Below are 11,672 nucleotides of genomic sequence, written 5' to 3'. Positions count from 1 at the left end.
CCACTTCGTCAAAGGAGACGTGCGTGACGTTCACATTCGACGCGGCGACGGTCCGGGAGTCGCTCGATCTCGGCAAGCTCATCGAAGTCGTCGAGCAGCTGCACATCGAGCTCGCCGCGGGCCGCGCCGTCCAGCCGCCCCGCCTGCCGCTGGCCGTCCCCGACAGCCGGGCGGTGATCATCCCGATGCTCGCCGCGTCGACGGTCAGCGACATCGTGTGCTTCAAGCTGCTGATCGACAACCCGGACAACGACCGGGGCCGCCAGCGCTCGACCATCGTCGCGATGAAGATCGACACCGGCGAGTGCGTCGCGACCCTGCAGGGCGCGGTCGTGACCCAGCTGCGCACGGCGGCGGCCTCCGCCGTGGCCACCCGCGCGCTGGCCCGGCCCGACGCGCGGGTGCTCGGCCTGGTCGGCGCGGGCGCGCAGGCCCGCAGCCACCTGCGGGCCATCGCGGCGGTGCGCGATCTGGGTGAGGTGGTCGTGTGGAACCGGACGCCGGAGAACGCCGAATGGCTCGTCGACGAAGCCGCGTCGCTCGGCCTGCCCTGCACGATCGTCCCCGAGGTCCGCGCCGTCGTCGAGGCGAGCGACATCGTGTGCACCCTGACACCCAGCCGGGAGCCGATCGTGCGCGGCGACTGGCTGCGGCCCGGCCAGCACCTCAACGTGGTCGGGTCGCCACCCAGGCCCGACCACCGCGAGATCGACTCGGAGGTCCTGCGGCGGTCCACGGTCGTCGTCGACGCGCTCGACGTCGCCCTCGCCGAATCCGGCGCCGTCGTCCAGGCCATCGCCGACGGCGCGATCTCCGCCGGCGACCTGCGGCTCGAGCTGGGGCACGTCCTGCTCGATCGCCCTTTCGAGCGGATGCCCGGGCAGATCACGGTGTTCACCTCGGTCGGCCTCCCGATCCAGGACCTGGCCGCGGTGACGGCACTGCTGGCCTCGACCGAACACCCCGCGCGGTGACCGGCCCGGAACCGGGGCCCGGCCGCGCGGCGACGGTAGGCTCGGCGCATGGCCGGGAGCAGGAAGGTCCGCGATCCACACCGGGACGTGATCGCCAACGAGCTGCGGCAGGCGATCATCGCCGGCCGCTACAAGTCGGGCGAGCGGCTGCTCGAAGAAGCCCTGGCCGAGGAACACGGTGTGTCACGGGTCCCGGTCCGGGAAGCGCTGCGACGGCTGGAGACCGAAGGCTTCGTCACGCTCACCCCGTACCGCGGCGCGACCGTGTCCGCCGGGTCGTTCCGCGACAGCTTCGAACTCATGCAGGTGCGCCGGGCCCTCGAGACGATGGCGGCGCGGCTGGCCGCCCAGCAGCGCGGCGGCGACGCGGCCGACGAGCTGGCGACGGTGGTCGCCCGCGGCCGGGAGGCCGCGCGGTCCCACCAGGTCACGGCGCTGCCGCCGCTGATCATGGAGTTCCACGAGCTGGTCGCCCGGGCGTCGGGGAACCAGCAGCTGCAGCTGGCGATCGATCGCGTCCTGCAGCGGGTTTCGTGGGGTTTCGAGCTCGATCTGGAGGAGCGGATCGACTCGGCCTGGACCGACCACGCGGCCATCGCCGCCGCGATCCTCAACGGCTCGCCGATCCAGGCCGGCTACCTCATGGACGAACACATCGCCAAGGACGAGCAGATCTACCGGTCGCAGCTCGATCATCCCGGCGAATAGTCCCGGCCGCGCCGGGCTCAGCGAAGCGAAACCCGGCGGAGGAGAAATCGTGACCAGGCTGCTCGTCGTCAACTGCAACGTCAGCGAATCGATCACCGCGGTGATCGACGCGGCAGCCCGCGCCGCCGCTCCGGCGGCCGACGTCGTCACCGCGACGAGACGGGATGCATGGCATGCGCCACTTCTACGCCTCGATCGCCCTGGCATCCGGAGTGTCGGTCAAGGAGCTGGCCGAATACCTCGGTCACCACGACCCGGGCTACACACTCCAGATCTGTACCCACCTGGTCTCGTCGAGTCAGCGCCGGGCGCGAAAGGCAGCCGACGGGATCTTCAAGCCGCGCCACATCGGGGCGGCACGGCTTGAAGATCCCGAGACGGCCTGACGACCTCAAAAACTACAAAACCGCAGTTCAGGCCCTATCTACCCTACTTGTGCCAGAACTTGATCCCGCTCCACTCCACCGTGATCGGTCCCTTGCCGCTCGCCGTGCGGTAGCTGCCGAACTTGTCGTAGTAACTACCGCTGGGACTCGAGACCGAGTCCTTCTGCGAGCCGTTGATGTACACCTTGTGCGTGCTGCCGACCTGGTTGATCGTGTTCACCCGGACGCTCGTGCCCACCGTCGCCCCGGTGGCGATCGTCTCCCCGCCGTGGACGGCGTAGAGGCGGCCGCCTTTCTCCACCGCCAGCAGGAAGAACGGGCCGGCGCTGGAACCGTCCCGGAACGTCTGCTTCAGGCTGATCCGGGAGCCGCTCATGCTGGTGATCTTGAAGGAACCCTCGAACTGGTGGGTACCCCCGGTGTAGGTGGTGTAGCGGCGTTCCGCGCGCTGGTCACCGCTGCCGGTGGAGCAGGTCAGCTTGAAGGTGAGCCCGGAGATGTCGCCGCACCCCCGCTCCTGCTCCGAGTAGCCCGGCGAGTCCGAGATCCACGGGCCGGTCCCGACCTGGGCGTCGGCGACCGGGGAGAACACCGCGAGTCCCGTCACGACCGCCGCGAGCACGCCCGCTCCGCGAAGTCTGTGCACCGTCCAACCTCCTGTATCACTCGAGGCGGCGGTAGCCGGACACAGGTTCAGACCTCTTGTCCGGCGTGGGAGTGACTGTACGAGTCCGGACGGCCACGGACAAGACCCACCTCGATGCCGGGCGGTGCGTCAGAAGTTTTCCGCGCGGCGCTGTCGAATCCGGGTTCCGCCGTTCGACACACTGGTGAAAGCACGCAAGATCGACCTAGGAGCACCTCATGCGCACCCTGATCTCCACCTCGTTCGTCTCGCTCGACGGCGTCGTCGAAGCGCCCGGCGGAGAGCCGGGCTACCGCAACTCCGGCTGGACGTTCAAGGACATCGAGTTCGACCCCGCCGCCTACGCCATCAAGGGCAGCGAGCAGGAAGAGGCGACGGCCATGCTCATGGGCCGGGTCAGCTACGAGGTGTTCTCGCCGGTGTGGCCGGGCATGACGGCCGAGTTCCCGGGCTACAACGCGATGCCGAAGTACGTCGTGTCGACCACGTTGCAGGAGTCCGACCTGGTCACGAACTGGGGCGAGACGACCATCCTCCGCTCGCTGGACGACGTCGCCGCGCTGAAGGAGACCGAGGGCGGGCCGATCATCGTCCACGGCAGTGCCGCGCTGAACCGCGCGCTCGCCGACGCCGGCCTGGTCGACCGCTACCACCTGCTGGTCTTCCCGGTCCTGCTCGGCGCGGGCAAGCGGCTGTTCGGCGAGACCGACAAGGACAAGCAGGCCCTGAAGCTCGTCGAGAGCGAGTCCTACGGCAACGGGATCCAGAAGCTCGTCTACGACGTCGTTCACTAGAACAGGTGTTCGACCTTGGTGTAGACTGCGGACCATGAACCCGGGTCTCCAGTCATCACTGTTCGCCACCCAGGGCTCGATTTCGCTGCGCCCGCTCGCGCCCGAGCGGACCGATCTCGGCTCGGGTGCGTGGGTCGACATCCAGCCGGGCTGGCTCGAGGGTGCCGACGAGCTGTTCGCGGCGTTGGTCGAGGGTGTGCCGTGGCAGGCGGAGAAGCGGAAGATGTACGACCGCGTCGTCGCCGTGCCGCGGCTGCTGAGCTACTACCGCGAGAACGTGCCGCTCCCCCACCCCGCGCTGGTCGCGGCGCGGGACGCGCTGAGCAAGCACTACCTGCGGGAGCTGCGCGAGCCGTTCCGCACGGCGGGGTTGTGCTACTACCGCGACGGACGCGACAGCGTGGCCTGGCACGGCGACCGGATCGGCCGCGGAGCCCGCGAGGACACGATGATCGCGATCCTGTCGGTCGGCGCGGCGCGCACCCTGGCGTTGCGTCCGCGCGGAGGCGGCGGCAAGACGCTGGCTCGGCCGCTGGGGCACGGTGACCTGCTCGTGATGGGTGGGAGTTGCCAGCGGACTTGGGAGCATTCGGTTCCGAAGACGGCCAAGCCGGTCGGGCCGCGGATCAGCGTGCAGTTCCGGCCGCGCGGGGTGAACTGAGCCGGCCGGGGGCCGGGGGCCGGGGGCCGGGGGCCGGGGGCCGGGGGCCGGGGGCCGGGGGAGGTTAACTCCGGATGTGGCGTGATGGGGCGCGGAACTCGCGTGATCAGAGGCGGAACTCACCGGGTTGGTGAGTTCCGGCCCCAGTCACGCGAGTTCCAGGCCTGGTCACGCCAGTTCCGGCGGTCACGCCAGTCCCGATTCCGGTTCGGCCTCGCGAAACCGAACGGCGCGATCGGTCCATAAAGGACTTTCCGAACCCCCGTACCATGGCCGGGTGCACACTCTCGCCGAACCGCCGCTCTTCACCCGGCTTCAGTCCGCCCGCCGGGTCCTCGTCGCCGGTGCGGGCGGCGGCTTCGATGTCTACGCCGGACTCCCTCTCGCCGTGGCGCTCAAAGCTCAGGGCAAAGAAGTCCACCTGGCCAACCTCGCCTTCAGTGACCTGAACCGGCTCGACCTCGACGACTGGCTCTCCCCCGACGTCGCCACCGTGCGCCCCGGCAGCGCCGGCGATGATGCCTACTTCCCCGAACGGACTCTCGCTCGGTGGCTCGAAACCCAAGGCTGGCCGCCCGTGGTCCATGCCTTCCCCCGCACCGGGGCCCGGCCGCTGCGCGCCGCCTACGAATTCCTCGTGGCGCACCTGGCCGTCGACGCCGTCGTGCTCGTCGATGGTGGCACCGACATCCTCCTGCGCGGCGATGAAGCCGGGCTCGGTACGCCCGAAGAAGACATGGCCAGTCTCGCCGCCGTCGCCGCACTCCCCGACGTCGACCGGCTTGTCGTCAGTCTCGGCTTCGGCATCGATGCCTTCCACGGCGTCTGCCACGCGCACGTCCTCGAGAACCTCGCCGCCCTCGAACGGGAAGGCGGTTACCTCGGTGCGCTGTCGATCCCGTCGGCCTCCGCCGAAGCACGGGCCTACCTGGACGCCGTCGCCCACGCGCAGCTCGCCACTCCGGATCGGCCGAGCATCGTGCAGGGCCAGATCGCCGCCGCGCTGCGGGGCGAGTTCGGGAACGCCCAGTTCACCGCGCGCACCGCCGGCAGCGAACTGTTCGTGAACCCGCTGATGGGTGTCTACTTCAGCGCCGACTTGGCCATCCTGGCCGCGAACGTCGGCTACCTCGCCGAACTGGCCGATACGGACACCGCCGTCGACGTCGCCCTCGCCATCGAAGCCCACCGCGACCGCGTCGAACGACGGCCGCGGCGGGTCATCCCGCACTGAAACCTCAGTCCACCAGGACCGGCAGCTCGTCCAGACCGTACACAATGGACACCTTGCGGAACGAAAGCTCCTCCGCCGGCACCGCGAGCCGCAGGTTCGGGAACCGGCGGACCAGCGCCGGGTACGCCGTGCGCAGCTCCATCCGGGCCAGCTCCGCGCCGATGCAGCGGTGGATCCCGTAGCTGAACGCCAGGTGCGACGTCGGCTCGCGGGTGGCGTCGAACTTCTCCATGTCCGCGCCCAGCTTCGCGTCGCGGTCCGCGGCCGACAGGGACACCAGCACGATGTCGCCCTCGGCGATCCGCTCGCCACCGATCTCCATGTCCTCCTTGGCGAACCGCGGGAACGCCATCTGCACCACCGTCAGGTAGCGCAGCAGCTCCTCGACGAACCGGTGCACGGACTCGTCGTCTCCGCGGACCGCTTCGAACGCCTTCTCGTCGCGCAGCAGCACCAGCGCCCCGAGCGCGAGCATGCTGGCCGTCGTCTCCAGGCCGCCGGTCAGCACGCCGTCGGCGAGGCCGGCCAGCTCGCGGTCGGAAATCTCGTCGCCGTGCTCCTTGATCAGCATGCCGAGCAGGCCGTCGCCGGGCTCTTCGCGCTGCTTCTTGACGATGTCGAGCAGGTAGGCCAGCGACTCCGACATCGCACCGAGCGACGCGCTCGCCCCGCCGAACAGGTCGAACCGCGCGGTGCCCAGCCGCTGGAAGTCCTCGCGGTCCTCGTAGGACACGCCGAGCAGCTCGCAGATGGTCAGCGACGGGATCGGCAGCGCGAACGCCCGCCACAGGTCGACCGGGCCCTCGGTCTTGGCCATCGCGTCGAGCTGCTCGGTGACGATCTCGTCGATCCGCGGGGTCAGCCGGTTGAGCCGGCGCATCGTGAACTCCGGCGTGAGCAGCTTGCGCAGCCGGGTGTGCACCGGCGGGTCCGCGAAGCCGAGCCCGCCCGGATTCTGGTCCTCGGTGACCCCGGCGTTGCCCACCAGGTTGGTGAAGTCGGTCGAGAACTCCGTCACCTTGCCGAGCACGGCCTTCGCTTCGTCGTAACCCGTGACCAGCCAGGCGTTCATCCCGAACGGCAGGTCGAGCTTGCTGATCGGCGCCTCGGCCCGGATGGCGCCGATCTCGGCGACCGGGTCGAGGCCGTCGCGCCGGAGCGGCAGCAGCGCCGCGTCGGGCAGGAAGGACGACATCTTCTCGAGGTCGAAGCCCTTTTTCGACTGACGCGCGAGATACCGTCGCCCGACCCAGCCCAGGACCCGTGAGCGGAGACTCCCCATGGAGCCGACACTACCGCACTAGCCCGATCGGGTGAGGCACCGCGAGAGCTGTTTCACCTCCGCGGCGGGAGCTCCCGGTTCTCGGTGATCAGCCCGTGCTCGCTCGCGACATAGTGGAAGTACGGCCGGCCGAGGTCGTCTGAACCGGCGAACGACGTGCGCGAACGGCCGTCGGCCTCGGTGTTGACGCCGTTGGTGCGGGCCAGCACGCCGGACGAGCTCAGCCACTCGCTCGACGCCCGGACCGGGCGCCAGCCCCGGCCGTCGCCGGTGAGGTCGGCCAGGGTCTGCGTCATCTCGGCCGAGCCGGCGATCCGCAGGTTCTGGTCGTCGGTGATGTTCGCGGTCGCGTCGGTCGTCAGCGGGTAGGACCACGTGTGCCGGGCGGCCGAGCGCACCCGACCGTCCACAGTGGACGTCGACGTCTGCTGCCCCGCATCGCCCTGCACGACGTGCTGGGTGAAACCGCCGCCGGTGACGTCGTCGCTGTTGCGGTAGTCGCGGGTGCGCTCGACGCGGGTGTACACGCGGCCCGCGGAAGTGTCGACGTAGCCCGCGGTGACGTCGTGGCGTTTCGCCGTGACCGTCACGTTCACGCCGTCTTGGATGTCCTTCACCGTTTCCTGCCGCGCCGGGGCCGCCGCGACATCGTGCTGGGTGAGGGCGCCGGACGTCCGCGCGGCGTTTTTGTCGGTGTAGAGCAGTAGCGTCGGGACGACGGTGAATTCGCCGCCGATGTCCGGGAAGGAGAAGGAGAGGTCATGCGTCCCGCCATCCACGAGCCGGCCCGCGAACGGCGTGATGTCGTAGGTCTCGGCCCGCAGGCTGAAGGTGTCGATCGCGACGATCGGCCGCCACAGCTGCGGCACGATCCCGCCGGAGTAGATGTGCGGGAAGGTGAACGCGCTGCCGGCGGGCGTCCCGTCGAGCGCGAAGTTCGCTTCGCGGTACGGGCCCTTGCCGCAGAGCCCGGCCGCCGGGTACTTCGCCGAGACGGCGTCCGGGACGTCGTCGAACCACTGCTCGTCACACGCGTGGCCTTCGAGCGTCACCTCGAGGTAGGCGCGGGTGATGTTGCGCGGCAGGTCCTTCGCGGTGAAGTGCACGGTGGGCGCCGAAGGCGTCGCGTCGACGTGGCCGAAGCCGGCGACGTGGTCGGCGACGTCGGGCGCGGGATGCTTCCGGTCGGCCTGGTAGTAGGTGAGCGTCACGGTCTGGGCGTAGACGCCGGTGTAGATCGGCGAGTTGTAGTTCTCGATGCCGCCGTGGAACGGCTGCGGCGTGCGCAGCAGCGCGGCGTACGGCGTCAGGTCCTTGTCGAAGTGGTAGGTGATCGGCCGGTTGCCCTCACCGCTGGGCTCCTCCGTGGTCCCCCACCAGACCTCGGTCGCGCCGATCCGCAGGTCGCCGATGCGGTCGTACTGGCGGCCGCCGACGGTGACCGTCTGGTCCATCACGACCTTCGCCCACGGCCCGGCGCACGCCTTCGGCGGCGTGAGCGTGCCCTCGTAGAACTGCGGGGTGCCGTCGGCGGCGTTGGAGCGGAAGGCATCGGCCAGCGTGACCGTGCAGTGCGGGGTATCGGGCCTCGTCACCGCGGGCGCCGCCGTCACGGGATTGTCGGTGTCGTGTTCGAGCACCGGATCGGCCGAGGCGACCGCCCCGGAAAGCACCCACGTCAGCACTACGGACAGGACGATCGTGAAGATCCGCACCCGGACTCCTCCCTGCGGCAGGCACACCGCTGCGGAGCCTAGTGCGGTAATCGTGCGACGAACGGTGGGAAAGCGTGAGAGGCTCGGCACCGGAATCGGGAGGAACCGGACATGACAGCCGCGCTCATCGGGCGGGCGCACCCCGCCGCCGCGCTGCGGGCCGAGCTCGACCGGGCCGTGGCGAGCCACGGCGGCCTGGTCCTGGTCACCGGCGAGGCCGGGATCGGGAAGACCACGCTCGTCACCGGGCTGGCCGACGACGCCCGCCGCCGCGGCGCCCTGGTGCTCGCCGGCGCCTGCTGGGACTCCGACAGCGCGCCCGGGTACTGGCCGTGGGTCCAGGTGGTGCGCGCGCTGCGCCGTGAGCTGCCGGAAGAGGAGTGGGCGCGGCTGGACACGGCGACGCTGTCGGCACTGCTCGGCGAAACGGCGGGCTCGGACGGCTTCCGGCTGCACGACGCGGTCACGACCGCGCTGGCCGCGGCGGCGCACGACCGCCCGGTCGTCGTGGTGCTCGACGACCTGCACTGGGCCGACGCGGCGTCGCTGCGGCTGCTGGAGTTCGCCGCCCGGCACACGTGGTTCGAGCGGCTGCTGCTCGTCGGCGCGTACCGCGACGTCGAGGTCGAGGCACCCGGCCACCCGCTGCGCGAGCTCGTCCTGCCGCTGGTGGCGAAGGCGACCACGGTGACGCTCACCGGGCTCGCGCCGGACGAGGTGGCCGAGCTGATGAGCCGCACCGCCGGCACCGAGCCGGACCCCGCGCTGGCCGCCGAGGTGCACCTGCGGACCGGCGGAAACCCGTTCTTCGTCGAGCAGACCGCGCGCCTGTGGCACAGCGGCAGCCCGGTGTCGGCCGTCGCGCCCGGCGTCCGGGATGCCTTGCAGCGGCGGCTTTCCCTGCTGCCGGCGCCGGTCACGCGGTTGCTGACCGACGCCGCGGTGCTGGGCCGGGAGTTCCACCGCCGGATCCTCGCGGCGCTGACCGGGGTGCCGGTGCCGGAGATCGACCAGCTGCTCGCCCGCGCGGCCACGGCGCGGCTGGTGACGGCCGTCGGCGACGGCCGGTTCGCCTTCGCCCACGACCTCGTGCGGGAGTCGCGGTACGCCGAGCTGGAGCCGGCCGAGGTCCGGCGAAGACACGCCGCGGTCGTCCGCGCGCTCGACGCGGAACCCGACCTGGTGCCGCTGGTGTTCGCGGCCGATCGCGCCCGCCACGCCTACCTCGCCGGCGACGAGGTCGAGGCCGAGCGCGCGGCCGAGCTGCTGGTGGCGGCGGCGCGGGACGCGAGCGCGCGGCTGGCGAACGACGAGTCCGCCGGCCACTACCGGCGGGCGCTCGAGAGGGCGGCCGAGCCGCGGCGGCGGGTCGTGATCGCGCTCGACCTCGGCATCACGCTGTGCCGCCGCGGCGAAGACGAAGAGGCGTGGCGCGTCTTCGAAGAGGCGGTCGCGCTGGTGCGTGAGCTCGACGACGACGCGCTGCTCGCGCGGGCCGCGCTCACGCTGTCCCGCACCGCACCGACCGGATCGCGCCTCGCATTGACGTCGGACTTGCTGGTGGCGGCGCACGAACGACTGGCGGGGAAGCCGGCGGAGCCGCTGTCGCTCGACCGCGTCACGCTCGAGCTGACCGCGCGAGCGGCGGTGCTGGCTCGCGACGGCGAAGACGACCAGGAGCTGTCGTTCACGCTCTGGGCGCGTCACGACCTGATCTGGGGCCCGGGCAGCGCGCGGGAGCGGGAGCGGCTGACCGACGAGCTGGCCGTGCTGGCGCGGCGGACGGGCGATCGGGAGAACGAGTTCTTCGCGGCGTCGCTGAAGTGGGTCGCGTTGCTGGAGCAGGGCGACCCGCGCTACCTCGACCAGTACCGGGTGCTCCGGGGGCTGACGGTCGGCAGCGGCCTTCCCGGCGCCGAGTTCGCGGCGCTGCTCGACGGCAGCATCGTCGGCGCGCTGCGCGGCCGCTTCGCCGAGGCGCACGCGGACCTGGACCGCGTCGAGGAGCTGTACGGCCGCGAGTTCGGGTACATGGTGGACCACGTGCGCTGGAGCTACCTGCTGCTGCAGGGCCGGTTCGACGACCTGGCCGCGCACACCGCGCGGGTGGCCGCCGGCGACCACCCGCACCCGGACCTGCTGGCGGCGCTGGCGGCGGTCCAGCGAGGGGACGCGACCCGCCAGGTGACCGGGCCGTTCTCCCGCGAGTTCGCCCCGATGTGGCTGCGCTACCAGGCTCAGGCGGCCGCGCTGACCGGCGACCGTGAGGCGTGCGAACGGCTTCTGGGCGAGCTGACGCCGTACTCCGGCGAGTGGCTGGTGGCGTTGTACGGCTGCGAGATCAGCGGGCCGGTGGACCTCTGGGCCGGCCTCCTCGAAGCCGCCCTCGGCCGCCACGATGCCGCCGTCTCGCGTTTGACGGCCGCGGCGGCCTCGGCGGACCGGATGCGCCTGCGCCCGTGGGCGGCGGAGGCTCGCGCCCGCCTCGCGTCCGCGCTGGCGGCCCGGGGCGCCCCCGGCGACGCGCAACGGTCGGCCGCGGTGACGGCGGCGGTCCGAGCGGAGGCGTCGGAGCTGGGCATGGCCCACCTGGCCGCCTCGCCGTCGGCTCCCGCACCGGTCCCGTCCGACGAGTTCCGCCGGACCGGCGAGGTGTGGACGCTGCGGTTCGCCGGACGCGAGGTCCGGGTGCCGGACGCGAAAGGCTTGCGAGACCTGCACATCCTGCTCGGCTCCCCCGGCGCCGAGATCCCCGCGGTCCGCCTGCTCGCACCGGAAGGCGGAGAGACCGTGGTCGCCGCGCGGCGCTTGGGCGGCGACCCGGTCCTCGACGAGGCGGCGAAGTCGGCCTACCGCCTTCGCCTCGACCACCTCGACGCGGAGATCGACGAAGCGACGACCCTCGGCAAAGACCGCCTGGCGGCGGACCTGGACCGCGAACGCGAGGCACTGCTGGCCGAGTTGCGCACGGCCGCCGGCCTGGGCGGCCGGACCCGCCGCCTCGGTGACGAGGCGGAGCGAGCCCGCAAGGCGGTGACGGCCCGCATCCGCGACACGCTGCGCAAGCTCGCGGACTCGCACCCGGAACTGGCCGGCCACCTCAACGCGACGGTGACGACCGGTTCGTCGTGCCGCTACGCCCCGGACCGGGAGGTCCGCTGGCGCCTGTGATCTCCCCGGCCACCCGCCGCGAGCTGAGACCGCGTGCGCCGTTCGGCTCGCGCTGGAAGCCGGCCGTAACGCCCACGCCCGGCGAGCGACCCCCTTGCCGT

The 11,672-nt window shown here is 71.6% G+C and carries 10 protein-coding genes; 7 read left to right on the top strand and 3 right to left on the bottom strand.

Annotation, left to right across the window (positions count from 1 at the left end; genetic code table 11):
- Positions 1 to 23: 23 nt before the first annotated feature.
- The 3 genes from ABZ342_RS31110 (at position 24) to ABZ342_RS31100 (ending at position 2,068) form a co-directional block, all read left to right on the top strand.
- A complete protein-coding gene (locus ABZ342_RS31110; RefSeq protein WP_360480414.1) occupies positions 24 to 974 on the top strand; it encodes an ornithine cyclodeaminase family protein in 951 nt (316 codons plus the stop codon).
- Positions 975 to 1,022: 48 nt separating this feature from the next.
- Positions 1,023 to 1,682, top strand: a complete 660-nt coding sequence (locus tag ABZ342_RS31105) for a GntR family transcriptional regulator (RefSeq protein WP_360480411.1) — start codon at positions 1,023 to 1,025, stop codon at positions 1,680 to 1,682.
- Between the two features lie 173 nt (positions 1,683 to 1,855).
- The gene (locus ABZ342_RS31100; RefSeq protein WP_360480408.1) at positions 1,856 to 2,068 is read left to right on the top strand and encodes a hypothetical protein; all 213 of its coding nucleotides are present in this window, start codon (positions 1,856 to 1,858) and stop codon (positions 2,066 to 2,068) included.
- 43 nt (positions 2,069 to 2,111) lie between these two features.
- Here the strand turns inward: ABZ342_RS31100 and ABZ342_RS31095 are convergent, their stop codons facing one another.
- On the bottom strand, positions 2,112 to 2,690 hold the full coding sequence (locus ABZ342_RS31095) for a hypothetical protein (protein WP_360480488.1): 579 nt from the start codon (positions 2,688 to 2,690) through the stop codon (positions 2,112 to 2,114).
- 242 nt (positions 2,691 to 2,932) lie between these two features.
- Between ABZ342_RS31095 and ABZ342_RS31090 the strand changes: the two genes are divergently transcribed.
- The 3 genes from ABZ342_RS31090 to ABZ342_RS31080 all read left to right on the top strand — a co-directional run bounded on the left by ABZ342_RS31090 (position 2,933) and on the right by ABZ342_RS31080 (position 5,403).
- Positions 2,933 to 3,508, top strand: a complete 576-nt coding sequence (locus ABZ342_RS31090) for a dihydrofolate reductase family protein (protein WP_360480405.1) — start codon at positions 2,933 to 2,935, stop codon at positions 3,506 to 3,508.
- 34 nt (positions 3,509 to 3,542) lie between these two features.
- Positions 3,543 to 4,169 (top strand): alpha-ketoglutarate-dependent dioxygenase AlkB, encoded by a 627-nt coding sequence (locus tag ABZ342_RS31085; RefSeq protein WP_360480403.1) that lies wholly within the window; start codon positions 3,543 to 3,545, stop codon positions 4,167 to 4,169.
- Positions 4,170 to 4,446: 277 nt separating this feature from the next.
- Complete coding sequence (locus ABZ342_RS31080) at positions 4,447 to 5,403, top strand: DUF1152 domain-containing protein (RefSeq protein WP_360480401.1); 957 nt, start codon at positions 4,447 to 4,449, stop codon at positions 5,401 to 5,403.
- 4 nt (positions 5,404 to 5,407) lie between these two features.
- On the opposite strand, the gene ABZ342_RS31075 is transcribed toward ABZ342_RS31080, so the two are convergent.
- Both ABZ342_RS31075 and ABZ342_RS31070 read right to left on the bottom strand, forming a co-directional pair.
- Positions 5,408 to 6,685 (bottom strand): cytochrome P450, encoded by a 1,278-nt coding sequence (locus ABZ342_RS31075; RefSeq protein ID WP_360480398.1) that lies wholly within the window; start codon positions 6,683 to 6,685, stop codon positions 5,408 to 5,410.
- A gap of 53 nt (positions 6,686 to 6,738) precedes the next feature.
- A complete protein-coding gene (locus tag ABZ342_RS31070; RefSeq protein WP_360480395.1) occupies positions 6,739 to 8,400 on the bottom strand; it encodes a peptide-N4-asparagine amidase in 1,662 nt (553 codons plus the stop codon).
- A gap of 111 nt (positions 8,401 to 8,511) precedes the next feature.
- Between ABZ342_RS31070 and ABZ342_RS31065 the strand changes: the two genes are divergently transcribed.
- A complete protein-coding gene (locus ABZ342_RS31065) occupies positions 8,512 to 11,571 on the top strand; it encodes an AAA family ATPase (protein ID WP_360480392.1) in 3,060 nt (1,019 codons plus the stop codon).
- Positions 11,572 to 11,672: the final 101 nt, after the last annotated feature.

It is taken from the genome of Amycolatopsis sp. NPDC005961 (assembly GCF_040629235.1).
GTDB lineage: Bacteria > Actinomycetota > Actinomycetes > Mycobacteriales > Pseudonocardiaceae > Amycolatopsis > Amycolatopsis camponoti.
The sequence above is the reverse complement of the archived record's forward strand: the minus strand, read 5'-3'. Positions and strand labels throughout refer to the sequence as shown.

Bases quoted from the DNA above. Each gene is read 5' to 3' on its own strand.
- ABZ342_RS31075 (WP_360480398.1), bottom strand. From the start codon at position 6,685: ATGGGGAGTCTCCGCTCACGGGTCCTGGGCTGGGTCGGGCGACGGTAT.
- ABZ342_RS31090 (WP_360480405.1), top strand. From the start codon at position 2,933: ATGCGCACCCTGATCTCCACCTCGTTCGTCTCGCTCGACGGCGTCGTC.
- ABZ342_RS31100 (WP_360480408.1), top strand. From the start codon at position 1,856: ATGCGCCACTTCTACGCCTCGATCGCCCTGGCATCCGGAGTGTCGGTC.
- ABZ342_RS31065 (WP_360480392.1), top strand. From the start codon at position 8,512: ATGACAGCCGCGCTCATCGGGCGGGCGCACCCCGCCGCCGCGCTGCGG.
- ABZ342_RS31105 (WP_360480411.1), top strand. From the start codon at position 1,023: ATGGCCGGGAGCAGGAAGGTCCGCGATCCACACCGGGACGTGATCGCC.
- ABZ342_RS31085 (WP_360480403.1), top strand. From the start codon at position 3,543: ATGAACCCGGGTCTCCAGTCATCACTGTTCGCCACCCAGGGCTCGATT.